Source organism: Olleya sp. R77988 (assembly GCF_044594215.1).
Lineage (GTDB): Bacteria > Bacteroidota > Bacteroidia > Flavobacteriales > Flavobacteriaceae > Olleya.
Genome location: NZ_CP138988.1, coordinates 2,016,329 through 2,032,640 on the forward strand (window position 1 = coordinate 2,016,329; position 16,312 = coordinate 2,032,640).

The window sequence follows — 16,312 nt, forward strand, 5'->3', positions numbered from 1 at the left end:
TAAAATCTAGTGAAAAGCGATCTGCATTCAGCACTAAAAAAATACTTTGGTTTTGACGAGTTTAAAGGACTTCAAGAACCAGTTATTAAAAGTATTTTAAAAAAGAAAAATACATTTGTAATCATGCCAACTGGTGGAGGTAAAAGTTTATGTTACCAATTACCAGCGTTAATGCAAGAAGGAACAGCAATTGTTGTGTCACCTTTAATAGCCTTAATGAAAAACCAAGTAGATGCTATTCGTGGTATTTCTAACGAAAATGGTGTAGCGCACGTGTTAAATTCGTCTTTAAATAAGACCGAAATAAAGCAAGTCAAAGAAGACATAACTAATGGTATTACAAAATTACTTTATGTAGCACCAGAGTCGTTAACAAAAGAAGAAAATGTAGAGTTTTTACGTACAGTAAAAATCTCTTTCATGGCAGTAGATGAAGCCCATTGTATTAGTGAATGGGGTCACGATTTTAGACCAGAATACCGTAATTTAAGATCTATTATAAAACGTATTGGTGATAACATTCCAATTATTGGATTAACAGCTACAGCAACACCTAAAGTACAAGAAGATATATTGAAAAACTTAGGAATGAATGATGCAGAAACTTTTAAAGCATCTTTTAATAGACCTAATTTATATTACGAAATACGTCCAAAAACTAAAAATGTAGATTCAGATATTATTCGTTTTGTAAAACAAAACGAAGGAAAATCTGGTATTATATACTGCTTAAGCAGAAAACGTGTGGAAGAGTTAGCACAAGTTTTACAAGTTAATGGTGTAAAAGCTGTACCATATCATGCTGGATTAGATGCTAAAAAACGCTCTAATCATCAAGATATGTTTTTAATGGAAGATATTGATGTAGTAGTGGCTACCATTGCTTTTGGAATGGGAATAGATAAGCCTGATGTGCGTTTTGTTATACATCATGACATCCCAAAAAGTATAGAAAGCTATTATCAAGAAACTGGACGTGGAGGACGTGATGGAGGAGAAGGACATTGTTTAGCCTATTATGCTTATAAAGACATAGAAAAATTAGAAAAATTTATGTCTGGTAAGCCAGTAGCAGAACAAGAAATTGGACAAGCATTATTACAAGAAGTTGTAGCTTTTGCTGAAACGTCTATATCTAGACGAAAGTTTATTTTGCATTATTTTGGAGAAGAATTTGATAACGAAACTGGTGATGGAGGAGATATGGACGATAATATGCGTCATCCAAAAGAACAACAAGAAGCAAAAGACGATGTAAAATTAGTATTAGAAATTGTTGATGCTACTAACGAAAAATATAAGTCTAAAGAGTTGGTTAATGTTATTACAGGTAATTCTAATGCATTAATAAGTTCTCATAAAACAGATACACAACCCTTTTTTGGAAAAGGAAAAGATAAAAATAAGGCCTATTGGATGGCATTAACGCGACAAATATTAGTCGCTGGAATGCTTAAAAAAGATATTGAAACTTATGGTGTGATTAAACTAACGCCTAAAGGACAAATTTTTATAACTAAGCCAACATCCTTCATGATGACTAAAGATCATGATTTTGGTGACGATTCTGATAATAGTATCATTACCGCTAAAGGTGGGAGTGGAGCAGTTGTAGATGAAGCATTAATGAAAATGCTTAAGGATTTACGTAAAGGCAATGCTAAAAAATTAGGAGTTCCTCCTTTTGTTATTTTTCAAGACCCTTCTTTAGAAGATATGGCATTAAAATATCCGATTTCTGTTTCAGAATTATCTAACGTTCATGGTGTTGGAGAAGGTAAAGCTAAAAAATATGGAAAAGATTTTGTAAAATTAATCGAACAGTATGTTGAAGAAAACGACATTATTAGACCTGACGATTTAGTTGTAAAATCTACAGGAAGTAACTCTGCACTTAAGTTATATATCATACAAAATGTAGACAGAAAATTACCACTTACAGATATCTCATCAGCAAAAGGAATGGAAATGGCTGCTTTTATAAAAGAAATGGAAGCTATCGTATATTCTGGAACTAAACTAAATATTGATTATTGGATTAATGATATTTTAGATGAAGAGCAGCAAGAAGAAATTCATGATTATTTTATGGAATCTGAAACCGATAAAATTGATGATGCAATAGATGAGTTTGATGGTGATTATGACGATGAAGAACTGCGCTTATATCGTATCAAATTTATTAGTGAAGTTGCTAACTAGTAACCAATCTCAGTAACTGCTTTTAGTAAAATAATTAATTTCCTTCAGAAACGTTTTCAAAAGGAGCAAAAACCATTGTGTCTTTTTTAATCTTTAGTGTAATACTTTTTATAGTAGATCGCTTTAGGTTTTCAACGGTTTCTTTTTCAGTTTCAAAATCAATTCTAGTAGCAAAACCTTCAAAAACATCTACATTTTCAGATTCTATCTCATCCATGTCAGATTTTAAATCTAAAGTATAATTGTCACCTTCAATTAAAAGTGTTGCTCCAGTTTTAGTTTTGGTTTTTAGCTTTCCAATAACATAAGTTTGTAAATAATAATAACCACCAAGTTCATTATAACCACCATAAATAACATTTTGTGATGCAACACCTAAAGGTTCTCCATCTCCATGTTTTATAATAGTTTCAATATAATCACTATCATTTATGTCTTCTTTTGTTTTCTTCTTAAAACTGCTAAAAATTCCCATATGTTGAAATTAAATTTTGTCAAAACTACTAAAAATTAGTCCATTCAAACTTTTAACTTTTAACTTTTAAACTTGAAATTTTGTTTCATATCTTTGCACCTCATTAAAAAACAATGTAATGCAAGACGGTTTATACGCAAAATTTAATACAACAAAAGGCGAAATTTTAGTCGCTTTAGAATTTGAAAAAACGCCAGGAACAGTTGGTAACTTTGTAGCTTTAGCAGAAGGAAACATGGAAAACGAGGTGAAGCCTCAAGGAACACCTTACTATGATGGTTTAAAGTTTCATAGGGTTATTCCTGATTTTATGATACAAGGTGGTTGTCCACAAGGGACAGGAACCGGAAATCCTGGATATAAATTTGATGACGAGTTCCATCCACAATTAAAGCATAGTGGACCAGGAGTTTTAAGTATGGCTAATTCTGGACCAGGAACAAACGGAAGTCAGTTTTTTATTACGCATATAGCTACAGATTGGTTAGATGGTAATCATACCGTTTTTGGAAATGTTGTAAAAGGTCAAGATGTTGTTGATGCAATTGCACAAGGAGATCAAATAGATACGTTAGAGATTGTTAGAGTTGGTGCAGATTCCGAAAAGTTTAATGCAATTGAAGCGTTTAGAACATTTGAAGGAGCAAGAGAGAAACGTGTTGCTGCAGAGCGTGAAGCAAAACGTGCAGAGTTAGATAAATTAGCAGCAGGTTTTGAAGAAACTGCTAGTGGATTGCGTTACCAAATCATCCAAAAAGGAACTGGTAAAAAAGCAGAAAAAGGAAATCAAGTATCTGTACATTATAAAGGACAATTAGCAGACGGAACTGTATTTGATAGTTCTTACAAGCGTAATCAACCTTTAGATTTTCAAGTAGGAGTTGGTCAAGTAATTTCTGGTTGGGATGAAGGGATCCAATTATTAAACGTTGGCGATAAAGCACGTTTTGTAATACCATCTGACTTAGGATATGGAGCAAGAGGAGCAGGAGGAGCAATTCCTCCAAATGCTGTTTTGGTTTTTGATGTAGAGTTAGTTGCAGTAAGCTAAATAAAAATGCTTTTGGCTTCTAGCCTTTAGCTTTTAAAAATATAACCTCAAAAGATTTAAATCTTTTGAGGTTTTTTAATTACATTTATAATTATGACTAACCAACAATTAGAACAACTTAAATACCCAATAGGTAAATTTGATTGTCCATCAAATATTTCTGAAGCTACTATCGAAGCTTGGGTTTCTATTTTAGAACATTTTCCTAGCCGATTGGAGCAATTAGTTGCTAATTTGTCTGATAAGCAATTAGATACGCAATACAGACCAAAAGGGTGGACAGTTAGACAGGTTGTGCACCATATTGCAGATAGCCATCATAATAGTTACACGCGTTTTAAATGGGCTATGACAGAAGATAATCCAATGATAAAAGCTTATGATGAAAACGCTTGGGCAATCCAGCACGATTATAATCAGCCTATTGAAGCCTCTTTACTACATATAAAAGCCATACACGCTAAATTAGTACACTTTGTAAAAAGATTAAGTGTTGATCAATTAAAGCGCACGTTTATTCATCCAGAAGGAAATGAAACAGTCGCTTTAAACGAAAATTTAGGTATTTATGCTTGGCATAGTAACCATCATTATGCGCATATTGAAGGTTTAATGAAGCGTCAAGGTTGGATTTAAAAAGTTAAAACTAGTTTACATCTTGCATTTTTTTTAAGTTATCTTTTGTTTCAGAAATCTCAAAGTTTATTTAGCAACGCGAGAAAATTCCGAAGAAATTTTCTAAATAAGCACTTGCCTAAGCAATTAATTATACACGTCTTAAGTTTGCAATTCACTAAATTTAAGTATTAATCAGAAAGAACAAAAGAGAGAAATAAGATTACTATACACGGTGAAGCTTTAGACTTCGACAACATTGATAATCCTCTCTCTTTTACTACTTAAACTTCGTTCAGTTCTGTGAGACCTAGATCTCGATTTTAAGTTGTTGAAATGTGAGTAGCTTCTGTTCTTTCCAAATTTTAAGTTGTTATGACTAAAGATAAAAAATTTTATGGTATTGACATTAGTAAAAATGTTTTTGATGTCTACAGTAAAACAAAAGGACATTATCAATTACAAAATGATGAAAAAGGCTTTAAACAGTTATTAAAAAGTTTACCCAAAAAGGCATTAGTAGTCATGGAGGCTACAGGTTATTATCATTACAGATTAGCACAGTTTTTGTATAAAAATGGAGTGTTAGTTTCTGTAGTTAATCCATTATCTGTAAAACGCTTTATCCAGATGAAATTAGCAAAAGTAAAAACCGATAAGAGCGATGCAAAATCCATTTGTGAGTACGGAACCATTAACGAGGTTCCATTGTATAATGGGCTAACAGATGTGCAAGCAGAATGCTTACAGCTGTTTAGATTACTGGATAGTTACGTTAAAAAAAGTACAGCCACAAAAAATAAAATTCATGGCGAGAACACTTTAGGAATACCATCAAAAACGGTTTATCAATCCTTAAATCGCGACTTAAAGCATTTAAAGAAAGAGATTTTACATTTAGAGAAACGCCTTTTAGAATTAGTAAAACAAGAACAACAAGCGCAATTAACATTATTGCAAACCATACCAGGAATAGGGATGAAAACTGCATTATTTTTAATAGTAGTCACAGATGGTTTTAAGAAGTTTGAAACTGCATCACAACTTTGTAGTTACGTTGGAATAACACCAACCATTAGGGAATCAGGAAGTAGCGTAAGAGGACGAAGCAGAATAAGTAAAGTAGGAAATAAGAAGCTTCGGAATTTAGTTTTTTTAGCAGCGTTTTCTGCCTATAAATATAACAAAGCCTGTAAAGCTTTATTTGACCGAATTGTAGCAAAAGGAAAGAGTAAAAAACTAGCATTAATAGCAGTCGCAAATAAACTACTAAAACAAGCTTTTGCAATAGCTAAAAGTGGACTACCTTATGATGAAAACTTTGTTTCAAAATTAACTTAAAATCGCTTGTTTTTTAACTCAGTTCTTTGTTGTAAAACGTTTTTTTTTAGTTTCTATTTAAAATACTTAGGTTCCAAATACAAAGAATTATTACCCAAATCGTATATAAGATTCATTTTGTTTAAAACAATGTTCCCTAATGCTCCAATATGAGAATCACTTGCATTTGTCCCTAGTTTGGCTTTTGATAAACTCGCTATAACATTATAGAATGAGTAGTCGCTAATCTTTATTTCTTTTACTAATACTAAAGGTGATTTATATAAGATTCCATTAGAATCCATACTATTTGAGCTACCAACTATTTTAAGTTTATTTTCAAGATTTAAATTTGTAACAGCTGTGCTATTAAACGAAATTCTGTCATCAGCACCTGTGTCGAGCATAAACCAATCTTCATATAATGAACCGTTTAGCATAAATGAAGATTTAATTAATGGTACGCCATTGTCCATTTGCACTTCAAGTCTTTTTTTCTTCCCTTTATATCTATATGTTTTTGGATCGTATAGTTTAATTGTTTTTCTATCATAGTTTATGTCAACCACGTAATTAAGAAAAAATTCGCATCCAATAATTCCATCAAAATCAACACTTTCATATGGAATTGAATAAAGTGTCAAATTTTCTAGTTTGACGTTGCCTAATTCGATTTTATTGTTTGAACTAGACTTGACTGTCGTAATAGAAGAAGCACCTATATTAGTGTCTTCTCCATCAAAATTCAATTTTAATTTATTACGTGCTATACTATCAACTACAACATATGAGCTTGCTCCAGTATCAATGTTAAATATTAATGAATCTTCTTCATTAACTTTTACTTGCACATATAATTGATTATCATTTCTTAATTCAAACGGAAACGTACTTAATGGTTTGTTTACACTTTTTGATGTTGTAGATAAAACAGTTGAATTATTTTGAATAGAGCAGCCAGTTATAGTTGCCGCTAATAATAAGAATATTATGTATTTCATATTTTTTCTTTTTTTACTAACTCAATCAAACGCCCTTCATTATCATTTTTGAAATTTGAATATAATTGAATTACGTTGTTACTAATTACATTTAATTGCTCTAATAGTTTCTTCTGTTCAGATGTATTTATTTCACTCAACGAGATTTTTGTAGCAAATTGTTCCTCTTGTTCAAGAAAAATGCAAGTTTGCTTCCCTTTTTCTGTTAAGTATAAATTTAGGTTACGCTTATCTGTTTGTTCAATTTTTTTAATTACATAACCCTTTGCTACTAATTTTTTTATTGCTTTAGCAGTAGTTGTTTTATCGACTAAAAGATTTAACGACAAATCTTGTTGGTTAATACCTGGATTTTCTTTTACTCGCAGTAAAAACTGATATTGTCCTTTTTCCAGATTTATAGATTTCATTAAAAAATCCGAAAATGAGTTTAGCGCCCTATAAATTTTTCCGATTTCCCTTAATATTTCTTTATTCATTTTAATGTTAGATGAAAGTTCAACTAACACAAATCTACAAAAAATTAGTTGAATGTTCAACTAATGTGATTTTTTTTTAAATGTTTTACAACGGTTAGTATAAGAATAGTAAGGGATTAAAACGCACTTACTTTTCGGTTTAGCACTTAGCCAAATTTACAATTTTACCGTTATTTTTCGTCTAACCATCAAATTGTAAATTTGGCGGACTTTGGTAATATGCACTAGCCTTTGATTAAGCACTAAAGCCCTTATTATTTTTATACATTGTTGTGCGTTCGTTTTTATTTTCCAGTCATTACATCGTATTCTTTCGGTATTTCCAAGCCATTAAATTTGTTTGTCAGTCCGTACAATATCATTAAAGTCAGTATTATTCCAATAATCAGAATAATGTAGGATTGTTTATTCGGCTCAATTCCAATAATTTTATTTTTCATTTTTTTTGAATGAACAGCAGAAATATGCCCAAAAAATAAAATTATAGCAAGTCCATAATATGGTATAAAAAACAAGTTTAGAGGGAATGTATTTAATCCCGCAACTCCAAAATAAAAGTTGGTATCTAAATTCAGAATTAATCTACCATATAAAACTGCAGTTAAATGGATTAATAAGAAAAAAGCAAGATAAAGACCACTCCAAATTTGCAATCTTTCAAAAAAGTCAGATACATTTTTCCGTTTTTTTAAGAATAGCTTTATTCCTGAAACAATTTGAATCCCAACTGCGAAAAGTAATATAGTTTCGGCAATTAAATTTCTATAAACAACTCTAAAGTCATTCATTAATTCAATATGGGCTTTGGCTCCAAAAATACTATAAAAGTGATTAAACAGGTGTAATCCCACGAAAATGGAAATGATAACTCCAGAGAAATAATGTATACGTTTCATTTTTTTTGACAAAAATCAACTTAAAAATTAAGTTGTCATTTGATTTATATCAAATTCGGGTTTTTATATTTCGAATTCTGCTTAATGTTTCAAGTGTAATCCCAATATACGAGGCTATATGCGTTAGTGGAATTCTTTGAGTAATGTCTGGTCGAATGGATAAAATATTATCATATTTCTGTTCTGCCGAATGAAATTGCATAGACGAAATTCTTTCCTGTTGTTGTAACATTGTTTTTGTCACAACTATTTTACTTAAACGTTCAAAATCACTGTACTCATTAGATAGTTTTTCTACATCTGTTCTTGATATCTCCAATAATATGGAATCTTCCAGCAGTTCTATAAAATGTGGACTTGGGACATTGAGAAAAAAACTATTTATAGAACTAATAAAATCATTATCGAAAGCAAACCAATCAGAAATATCTTTTCCATCTTTCAAATAGTATGCTCTTGCACATCCATTAAAGATGAAAAATGTTTTATCAGAATATTGTCCTTCTTTGACAAGTATTTCACCTTTTGGCAGAACTAAAACGTTAGAACTATTGGATAATTTCTGTTGACATTCAAAAGACAATTTTGAATATGTTTCACTAATCTGATTTATTATTTCTTTTTTATTTACTTTCATTCAGTAATGACGCACAAACGTTTATGTGTATGATTTCGTTGCGTGTTTAAGCCATAAAGTTAGCAAATAAAAACCGAATAAAAAATCCGTGAAGATTTTCGTAAGTAGGCTAAAACTAGCAATGAAATTATACACGTCTTAAGTTTGCAATTCACTAAATTTAAGTATTAATCAGAAAGAACAAAAGAGAGAAATAAGATTACTATACACGGTGAAGCTTTAGACTTCGACAACATTGATAATCCTCTCTCTTTTACTACTTAAACTTCGTTCAGTTCTGTGAGACCTAGATCTCGATTTTAAGTTGTTGAAATGTGAGTAGCTTCTGTTCTTTCCAAATTTTAAGTTGTTATGACTAAAGATAAAAAATTTTATGGTATTGACATTAGTAAAAATGTTTTTGATGTCTACAGTAAAACAAAAGGACATTATCAATTACAAAATGATGAAAAAGGCTTTAAACAGTTATTAAAAAGTTTACCCAAAAAGGCATTAGTAGTCATGGAGGCTACAGGTTATTATCATTACAGATTAGCACAGTTTTTGTATAAAAATGGAGTGTTAGTTTCTGTAGTTAATCCATTATCTGTAAAACGCTTTATCCAGATGAAATTAGCAAAAGTAAAAACCGATAAGAGCGATGCAAAATCCATTTGTGAGTACGGAACCATTAACGAGGTTCCATTGTATAATGGGCTAACAGATGTGCAAGCAGAATGCTTACAGCTGTTTAGATTACTGGATAGTTACGTTAAAAAAAGTACAGCCACAAAAAATAAAATTCATGGCGAGAACACTTTAGGAATACCATCAAAAACGGTTTATCAATCCTTAAATCGCGACTTAAAGCATTTAAAGAAAGAGATTTTACATTTAGAGAAACGCCTTTTAGAATTAGTAAAACAAGAACAACAAGCGCAATTAACATTATTGCAAACCATACCAGGAATAGGGATGAAAACTGCATTATTTTTAATAGTAGTCACAGATGGTTTTAAGAAGTTTGAAACTGCATCACAACTTTGTAGTTACGTTGGAATAACACCAACCATTAGGGAATCAGGAAGTAGCGTAAGAGGACGAAGCAGAATAAGTAAAGTAGGAAATAAGAAGCTTCGGAATTTAGTTTTTTTAGCAGCGTTTTCTGCCAATAAATATAACAAAGCCTGTAAAGCTTTATTTGACCGAATTGTAGCAAAAGGAAAGAGTAAAAAACTAGCATTAATAGCAGTCGCAAATAAACTACTAAAACAAGCTTTTGCAATAGCTAAAAGTGGACTACCTTATGATGAAAACTTTGTTTCAAAATTAACTTAAAATCGCTTGTTTTTTAACTCAGTTCTTTGTTGTGTAACGTATTTTTTTTATAATTCAATCCAATTTTGGGTTGTAAGTAATATTTATTGGGTAACTATTGTCAAACAATTTGTTATAATGGAAAGATATACTTGGAAATTTTTCATCAACTGAAAGGTGAAAAACAGTCGTTTTAAAAACGATTCCTAATTCATCTTTTTCTTTTTCATATACTTTAGTTTTGAGACTGTATTTCTCAAATTGATTTATTAGTTTATCGTATTCAATTATCATGTCTAACTCATTTTTGAACAACATTCGTAAATCCCAACCATATACATTCTTGATTTTTTCAGGTTCATAATATTCTATTAAGATGCTTCCTTTTTTAATGTCAGAATTTATATTCGGATGGTTTTCATAAAGAGTTATGAAAGAAACTAATGTTTTTAAATTGCCTTTTGATTCAGAACCATATATATTCTTTTCAAATTCAAAATCTAATTTGGATTCTTTAACTACTTTACTTGGTAATTGATTAAGATTTAAGCCTAAATACAATTTTTGAACTTCACTTTTGAAAGCATTATCATTCTTTTCAAGAATTTTATTTTCATGAGATTCATTTTCACGAGTATCGCATGAACTCATAGTTAATGTAAGTAATAATGATATTGATAAGAGTTTGTTCATATGTTACACAACGTGCTTGTGTATGGCTTGTTGCGTTGGCGAGAACTAAGTTAACAAAAGAAAACTAACCAATAGGAAAATCCGCAGGATTTTCCGAGTACACACAAACCAAGCAATTGGTTATACACGGTGTTAGGGTACGTTTTTATTCGCATTCTTTTAATCCAAGTTTTTCAATTCCACTTCGGTATTTGTCATTAACTCTTAATTCTGCTAATTTATTTTTCCCGATTGGTGAGCTACTTCCAGAAGTATTTATATGATGTTTCTTTAAAATACGTTTTAAACTATCAATATTTTTGGTGCAAATTGTAATCTCTGTCTTATTTTCAAATTCCATAGACCCATTACCTTGATAAAATTCAAATTCGTTTCTGAATGTTTCTAAATATTCTTTATTGCTTTCGGTCAGCCATTCGGTTTTTAGTGTTTCATTTATTCTATTTACTGCTCTTTCTTTGTGTCCAGCAAAAGTCTCAATCATAGCATATCCAATAAGAGTATTTAAGTCAAGTTCATTTCGAATTTCTCCAACCTCGCTTAACTCATAAGCTTTTACATAGTTTTCTTTTGCCTTTTCCATATTTCCATCCAATTCAAAGATTCCTCCTTTTGTTTGAAAGTAATAAGCTGTTTTCTTTTGTTCTTCAGGTAATTGATTTAAAAGTCCAAAAGCTTTGTCAATTTCTTTCTTTTGTCCATAAACACCAAGTAGTGCATAATGAATATTCAGATTAGTTTTGTCAATTTCAAATGCTTGTTTATAGAGTTTTTCAGCTTCATTAATTTCTCCTTTCATTATTAATTCCACAGCTTGGTCATTCAGTTCTATTGCTTTCTTTTTATCAGCATCAGAAACAGAATTATTTTGACAACTAACAACTGCCAAAATCATAATTAAAATTGTTGTAATGTTCTTCATCTCAAATGTACCCTAACGTTTATGTATATGGAAAGTTGCGGTTTTGTATGCGAGGATTTTCCGAAGGAAAATCAGACGTAACAAAACAAGCAACGACCTTTAAATTTAGCCTAAAATAGCAATTTTTTATATACGATGTTGTGTACAGTTTTTTTATTCATTATCTACTATACTCTCTTTCGCTGATTCTGAATAAATTATTTCTTTCAAAATAATAGCGTTGATTTGTACTTTTAATTTATCTTTTTTTTCAGATTCAATTGTTAAAGAATTTGCAGAATCAATTATTTGATTTTCTAATTCCGCGTTGGTTTTTATAGATAATTCTGTTGGGTTATATCTTCCAATTACGCTCCTTACTGCCATACGCAAAATAGGTTCCATTATATAATCCCCATTTTCTTTTTCATCTCGGAAGTATCCTTTTTGGTCAAATGGCTTGCTTTGTTCAGATATAAATAGATAATAATTCTGAATACTTAGTGTGATTTCTTTTCCGTCAGTAGAAAGTGCTTGAATTTTCATCAGTTTCGAAAACTGACGTGATTGATTATTTTTTTGAATGCAACCAAATAGAATTAGTAAAAAGATAGATGATAGAAAAACCTTTTTTATTTTCATTCGTTTTTTGGGTTAAAGTATTTATTTCGCAAATTGTACACAACGTTGTTGTATATGGTTTGTTGCGTGGTTTAAGCACTAAATTTAGCAAATAAAAACCGAATAGAAAATCCGCGAGGATTTTCGTAAGTAGGCTAGAACTAGCAATAAATTATATACGGTGTTACCACACGTTTTTTTATCAGAAGTCATTGTCATAAATGGTCAAATTCAAATTCGTTGGATTCGATTTCGCAATGTCTCTTAATTCTTTATCATATTTTTCAAAAAATGCTGTACACTCAATTTTCAATTCCTTGATATATTCAGCTAATTTTTTCTCAGTAACTACAGTTAAAACACTCAATCCATTTTCTTCAAAAGATTTCGTAGAAACGAAGGTTGAAACAGATTTTTCTTCAAGTTTTATTTCATTATCGTTTGTCAAACTTCCGTCATATAATTCGCCTTCAATTGCTATAATCGGAATGTAAATATTGCAAAACTTGCTATTCGATTCATTCGATTTATTAACTAAATAATCGGTTGCCTTTATAACACTTTGGCTAGCTGAGTAAGAAGAATCATTTTTTTCTGAGAAAGCAGTTACTATGTTATATCCATAGTTGGTCAAATCAGGAAATAGAAGTGGTGAACGAAACTTAGATTCAGAATGGATTTTTTTAATTAATAACTGAGCGTTATTACTTCCGAAAATTGGTAGTTTATCTTTTTGAGTTTGATATTCAGAATCACTTTTTAAAACAATCCACGGTTTTCCGACAACTTTTTTACATTCGACTACAAATGTTAGATTAAACCAAACTTTTTCTACAGATTTCGTTATGTGAGCTATAATATCTGTTTCCCTATATTTTCCAGTTTCAGAATCTTTGAATAAAATTGATTGTCCTATTTGAAAACCACCTTCTTTAAAAGCTTTGGCTACTTTCATTTCAAATGGAAAACCACCTTTATTAATCCATTTTTTGATTCTATCAATTTTGTCCTCCATAGGTTTTTTCAAATGTGTGGTAACGTGATTGTGTATAATTTCGTTGCGTGTTTCAGCAACTAATTTAGCAAATACAAACCGAATAGAAAATCCGCGAGGATTTTCGTAAGTAAGCCTGTACTAGCAATGAATTATACACGGTGTTACCCAACGTTTTTTATTTTCAATAGTCAATTATTCCGTCGTTATGTTTTTCTTTCAGATATTCATTGACGAGTTTATTATAACATTCCTTTTCAGACTGAATCGTACAGCCCATTCCAATGGATTGAATTTTATATTTTTCCTTAAGCGTCTCTACTAATTCAATATCGTAACCAATTCCAAACTGAAAATAAACTATTTCTTCGTTTTTCAAGTCAGTTGCAAATCGTTTTTCCATTTCTCCGCAAGTTTCTATTTCAGAGTATTCAGCGTATAATTTTCCAATTTGAACATATGGATATATTTCTATGAACAAGAATAAGTTTATTGCAAAACAAATTCCAAATGCTCCCAACATAAATTTAGTTAATATATTTCTCCAATTTTTCTTAAAAAGATATATTCCAGCACATAAAATTCCAATTCCGAAAAATCTTTTTGCGTAGGTCAATTCAATAGGCTCAAAACTCGTTTCGTTTAATGCATTAAAATGGTTATAATACGACAAAGCAAATCCAGCAATAGCTAAAATCAGAAGTATATATTTTGTTCTATTTCTCAATTTTTGTCAAATGTTGGGTAACGGTCTTGTGTATGGTTAGTTGCGTGTTTAAGCAACTAATTTAGCAAATAAATCACAGATAGAATATTCCGCAGGAATGTTCGTAAGTCGGCAGTGAACCAAGCAATTAATTATACACGGTGTTACCTACAGTTTTTTTAATTTAATGTAGTGTATATAAAATCCAAAAATAATTTCCGATACATTATTAATTGAAATTTATCTTCTGGAATTTTATTCAGTACCTCAATCAAATATTCGCTTTCTCTTTCTAAATTTCCGTAAGCCTCAAATTTATTAAAAGCTAAACAAAATTGATATTGCCAACTTGACTTGTCAAGAATATGTAATTGTTCAAATAAATAACCGTAACAAGATAAATGAGAATTTATTGGAAATAACAAATAAGGGTCAAAACCTAAATCCGATTTAAGTTTCTCAAAAAATTCAGATTTTATTTCTTTCCGATTCGCTTTTTTTAATAATTCCGAATATCCGCTTTTGCTTATTTCAGTCAGATATTTTTCTTGAAGTAGTGAATTTTCTAATAAACTATGAATATTCTGTTTGTAAATCAGTTTTCCCTCAATCGGTCCAACTTCCGTTACGAGTCGATTATATTTGATTTCAGAGCATAATTCAAACTTTTCGTCCGCAATTAAGTCAGTCGTATTTTTAGTTGAACCACAAGATGTGATTAAAGTCAGAATTATTATTTGAAGCAGTTTTTTCAATATTGTAGGTAACGTGTTTATATATGGTTTGTTGCGTGGTTTAAGCAACTAATTTAGTAAATAATTACAGACAAAGAAAATCCGCGAGGATTTTCGTAAGTAGGCAAAAAGCTAGCAATAAATTATATATGGTGTTGGGCACTGTTATTTTACCATTTTCAATTCATCATTCATTTGATTTCGGAAATAAAAATAAGTGAATATGTAAAAAGGAAGTCCTAAAAAAACATATATCAAAATACTGTTTGAGTCATTTTTCTTTCCTGTTTTTTTATAAAAATCATTTTGATTCATAAATGACTTTACTAAAAACACAAAATATAGTATTATCGAAATCCAATTAATTATTAGAATTATTGATGCTAATAATTCAGAGTTTCGTTCGAAAACAGAAGCAAGAATATTCGTGATTAACACTATTCCGTAAAGTATAAAAGCAATTTTTGAATTCCGACTAAATAATTTATGTATTCCTTTTGCAGATTCGTAAGAGTGATTTTCAAAATTCCCAGATAATTCCAGTTGTTCTTTGTTAATTCCTCTTCTCTCTAAAATTCCAAGTGCAATATTTCTCAAATCATTATCATAACCATATTGCTTATAATTTTTCACAATGTCAATCAATTTTCCGTTTTCGAATGATTCAAGTTTAGAATTTATGTTTGTCATTTGTTAATCTCGTTCTAATAGTGCCCAACGGTTTTGTATAAGATTAGTGGCGTGTTTAAGCACTTAATTTAGCAAATAAACACCAGATAGAAAATCCGCGAGGATTTTCGTAAGTAGGCTAGAACTAGCCATTAATTTTATACGGTGTTGTGCATAGTATTTTTATTTTTCTCCTTTTGGGATTTTTCCGTTCATCCATTCCTTAATTTGAAGTTCAGAACCTGGAAGCATTGCCATTTGTTTAGTTTCCATTTCAATAACACAAAAAGCAAGAATGTGAAAGTTCGAGTTATTATATTTTTTTGCTATTTCGTCATTTCCAACTTCTGAAACGTATCCCAACAATCTTAATATCTTTCCTTCTTTTTCATATCCGCTTTTCACTAATGAAGCTATCCAAATGGTTTTTCCACCTTCCAATTTGACTTGATAGTAAGGTTTGTCATTTTGAGCAGTGTGAACTTCTGTCACCAATCCATTAAAGGCAACTATTTCTCCATTTCGTTTTTTAATTTTTTTCAAGTCTTTACTCTCAAAATTTGTTGGACAAGGGTTTTCAGTGCCAGATTCAGTCGAACTTTCTACGTCAGTTTTGATTAGCTTTCTAATTTTTTCACACTTTTCATTTAACTTTGGAATGATTCCATTTTTCACTTTCTCTAAAGCTCCTTTTTGAACTAAAATTTTATGTTCAGTTGAGTCAACAATGTTAAAGATGAAATTAAATTCCTTGTCGTAACATCTGTTAAATTCAGGTTTTATTTCCGAGTATTCTTTTAATTCGTCACTCATACATTCACAGATTTTGTCCGATATTTTTTCGGTAATCGTTTCAACGCTTTGAGCGAAACTTGTCAGGCTTATTAAAGTCAAAATTATTGTCGTTATTTTCTTCATTCTCGTGATTTCGGATATTATGCACAACGGTTTTGTATAAGATTAGTTGCGTGGTTTAGCAACGAATTTAGCAAATACAAACCGAATAGAAAATCCGCGAGGAT

General features: G+C 30.5%; 18 protein-coding genes. 5 read left to right on the forward strand and 13 right to left on the reverse strand.

Features of this window, described 5'->3' with window-relative positions:
- Positions 1-9: 9 nt before the first annotated feature.
- Positions 10-2,202: a RecQ family ATP-dependent DNA helicase gene (locus SJY17_RS09075; RefSeq protein ID WP_397362250.1), complete on the forward strand. Its 2,193-nt coding sequence runs from the start codon at positions 10-12 to the stop codon at positions 2,200-2,202.
- 34 nt (positions 2,203-2,236) lie between these two features.
- Here SJY17_RS09075 and SJY17_RS09080 read toward each other — a convergent pair whose 3' ends face one another.
- Entirely contained in the window at positions 2,237-2,677 is a 441-nt protein-coding gene (locus SJY17_RS09080; protein WP_397362251.1) for a hypothetical protein, read from the reverse strand.
- Between the two features lie 118 nt (positions 2,678-2,795).
- Here SJY17_RS09080 and SJY17_RS09085 point away from each other — a divergent pair, with 118 nt between their 5' ends.
- The 3 genes from SJY17_RS09085 to SJY17_RS09095 all read left to right on the forward strand — a co-directional run bounded on the left by SJY17_RS09085 (position 2,796) and on the right by SJY17_RS09095 (position 5,684).
- Positions 2,796-3,728 carry a peptidylprolyl isomerase gene (locus tag SJY17_RS09085; RefSeq protein WP_397362252.1) on the forward strand — a complete coding sequence of 311 codons (933 nt, stop codon included), beginning with the start codon at positions 2,796-2,798 and terminating at the stop codon, positions 3,726-3,728.
- 93 nt (positions 3,729-3,821) lie between these two features.
- Positions 3,822-4,364: a YfiT family bacillithiol transferase gene (locus tag SJY17_RS09090; protein WP_397362253.1), complete on the forward strand. Its 543-nt coding sequence runs from the start codon at positions 3,822-3,824 to the stop codon at positions 4,362-4,364.
- 354 nt (positions 4,365-4,718) lie between these two features.
- The gene (locus tag SJY17_RS09095) at positions 4,719-5,684 is read left to right on the forward strand and encodes an IS110 family transposase (RefSeq protein WP_397362254.1); all 966 of its coding nucleotides are present in this window, start codon (positions 4,719-4,721) and stop codon (positions 5,682-5,684) included.
- 53 nt (positions 5,685-5,737) lie between these two features.
- Here the strand turns inward: SJY17_RS09095 and SJY17_RS09100 are convergent, their stop codons facing one another.
- The 4 genes from SJY17_RS09100 to SJY17_RS09115 form a co-directional block, all read right to left on the reverse strand.
- A complete protein-coding gene (locus SJY17_RS09100; RefSeq protein WP_397362255.1) occupies positions 5,738-6,664 on the reverse strand; it encodes an aspartyl protease family protein in 927 nt (308 codons plus the stop codon).
- Positions 6,661-7,143 carry a MarR family winged helix-turn-helix transcriptional regulator gene (locus SJY17_RS09105; RefSeq protein ID WP_397362256.1) on the reverse strand — a complete coding sequence of 161 codons (483 nt, stop codon included), beginning with the start codon at positions 7,141-7,143 and terminating at the stop codon, positions 6,661-6,663. The genes SJY17_RS09100 and SJY17_RS09105 overlap by 4 nt, the downstream gene beginning before the upstream one ends.
- A gap of 284 nt (positions 7,144-7,427) precedes the next feature.
- Positions 7,428-8,039 carry a hypothetical protein gene (locus tag SJY17_RS09110; RefSeq protein ID WP_397362257.1) on the reverse strand — a complete coding sequence of 204 codons (612 nt, stop codon included), beginning with the start codon at positions 8,037-8,039 and terminating at the stop codon, positions 7,428-7,430.
- 49 nt (positions 8,040-8,088) lie between these two features.
- Positions 8,089-8,676 carry a Crp/Fnr family transcriptional regulator gene (locus SJY17_RS09115; RefSeq protein ID WP_397362258.1) on the reverse strand — a complete coding sequence of 196 codons (588 nt, stop codon included), beginning with the start codon at positions 8,674-8,676 and terminating at the stop codon, positions 8,089-8,091.
- 351 nt (positions 8,677-9,027) lie between these two features.
- Here SJY17_RS09115 and SJY17_RS09120 point away from each other — a divergent pair, with 351 nt between their 5' ends.
- On the forward strand, positions 9,028-9,993 hold the full coding sequence (locus SJY17_RS09120; protein WP_397362259.1) for an IS110 family transposase: 966 nt from the start codon (positions 9,028-9,030) through the stop codon (positions 9,991-9,993).
- A gap of 54 nt (positions 9,994-10,047) precedes the next feature.
- On the opposite strand, the gene SJY17_RS09125 is transcribed toward SJY17_RS09120, so the two are convergent.
- From SJY17_RS09125 to SJY17_RS09160, 8 genes are all read right to left on the reverse strand, one after another.
- Positions 10,048-10,665 (reverse strand): hypothetical protein, encoded by a 618-nt coding sequence (locus SJY17_RS09125; RefSeq protein WP_397362260.1) that lies wholly within the window; start codon positions 10,663-10,665, stop codon positions 10,048-10,050.
- 145 nt (positions 10,666-10,810) lie between these two features.
- Positions 10,811-11,587: a tetratricopeptide repeat protein gene (locus tag SJY17_RS09130; RefSeq protein ID WP_397362261.1), complete on the reverse strand. Its 777-nt coding sequence runs from the start codon at positions 11,585-11,587 to the stop codon at positions 10,811-10,813.
- A gap of 153 nt (positions 11,588-11,740) precedes the next feature.
- Positions 11,741-12,208: an SPFH domain-containing protein gene (locus SJY17_RS09135; RefSeq protein ID WP_397362262.1), complete on the reverse strand. Its 468-nt coding sequence runs from the start codon at positions 12,206-12,208 to the stop codon at positions 11,741-11,743.
- A 181-nt stretch (positions 12,209-12,389) separates the two neighbouring features.
- Positions 12,390-13,202 (reverse strand): hypothetical protein, encoded by an 813-nt coding sequence (locus SJY17_RS09140; protein WP_397362263.1) that lies wholly within the window; start codon positions 13,200-13,202, stop codon positions 12,390-12,392.
- A gap of 163 nt (positions 13,203-13,365) precedes the next feature.
- Entirely contained in the window at positions 13,366-13,908 is a 543-nt protein-coding gene (locus SJY17_RS09145) for a hypothetical protein (protein WP_397362264.1), read from the reverse strand.
- Positions 13,909-14,066: 158 nt separating this feature from the next.
- Positions 14,067-14,642 carry a hypothetical protein gene (locus SJY17_RS09150; protein WP_397362265.1) on the reverse strand — a complete coding sequence of 192 codons (576 nt, stop codon included), beginning with the start codon at positions 14,640-14,642 and terminating at the stop codon, positions 14,067-14,069.
- 144 nt (positions 14,643-14,786) lie between these two features.
- Positions 14,787-15,311, reverse strand: coding sequence for a hypothetical protein (locus SJY17_RS09155; protein ID WP_397362266.1), 525 nt, complete (start codon positions 15,309-15,311; stop codon positions 14,787-14,789).
- A gap of 162 nt (positions 15,312-15,473) precedes the next feature.
- Positions 15,474-16,208 (reverse strand): hypothetical protein, encoded by a 735-nt coding sequence (locus SJY17_RS09160; protein ID WP_397362267.1) that lies wholly within the window; start codon positions 16,206-16,208, stop codon positions 15,474-15,476.
- Between the last annotated feature and the right edge of the window lie 104 nt (positions 16,209-16,312).

Bases quoted from the DNA above. Each gene is read 5' to 3' on its own strand.
- SJY17_RS09110 (WP_397362257.1), bottom strand. From the start codon at position 8,039: ATGAAACGTATACATTATTTCTCTGGAGTTATCATTTCCATTTTCGTG.
- SJY17_RS09115 (WP_397362258.1), bottom strand. From the start codon at position 8,676: ATGAAAGTAAATAAAAAAGAAATAATAAATCAGATTAGTGAAACATAT.
- SJY17_RS09095 (WP_397362254.1), top strand. From the start codon at position 4,719: ATGACTAAAGATAAAAAATTTTATGGTATTGACATTAGTAAAAATGTT.
- SJY17_RS09140 (WP_397362263.1), bottom strand. From the start codon at position 13,202: ATGGAGGACAAAATTGATAGAATCAAAAAATGGATTAATAAAGGTGGT.
- SJY17_RS09125 (WP_397362260.1), bottom strand. From the start codon at position 10,665: ATGAACAAACTCTTATCAATATCATTATTACTTACATTAACTATGAGT.
- SJY17_RS09120 (WP_397362259.1), top strand. From the start codon at position 9,028: ATGACTAAAGATAAAAAATTTTATGGTATTGACATTAGTAAAAATGTT.
- SJY17_RS09090 (WP_397362253.1), top strand. From the start codon at position 3,822: ATGACTAACCAACAATTAGAACAACTTAAATACCCAATAGGTAAATTT.
- SJY17_RS09100 (WP_397362255.1), bottom strand. From the start codon at position 6,664: ATGAAATACATAATATTCTTATTATTAGCGGCAACTATAACTGGCTGC.
- SJY17_RS09085 (WP_397362252.1), top strand. From the start codon at position 2,796: ATGCAAGACGGTTTATACGCAAAATTTAATACAACAAAAGGCGAAATT.
- SJY17_RS09080 (WP_397362251.1), bottom strand. From the start codon at position 2,677: ATGGGAATTTTTAGCAGTTTTAAGAAGAAAACAAAAGAAGACATAAAT.
- SJY17_RS09130 (WP_397362261.1), bottom strand. From the start codon at position 11,587: ATGAAGAACATTACAACAATTTTAATTATGATTTTGGCAGTTGTTAGT.
- SJY17_RS09155 (WP_397362266.1), bottom strand. From the start codon at position 15,311: ATGACAAACATAAATTCTAAACTTGAATCATTCGAAAACGGAAAATTG.
- SJY17_RS09105 (WP_397362256.1), bottom strand. From the start codon at position 7,143: ATGAATAAAGAAATATTAAGGGAAATCGGAAAAATTTATAGGGCGCTA.
- SJY17_RS09160 (WP_397362267.1), bottom strand. From the start codon at position 16,208: ATGAAGAAAATAACGACAATAATTTTGACTTTAATAAGCCTGACAAGT.
- SJY17_RS09135 (WP_397362262.1), bottom strand. From the start codon at position 12,208: ATGAAAATAAAAAAGGTTTTTCTATCATCTATCTTTTTACTAATTCTA.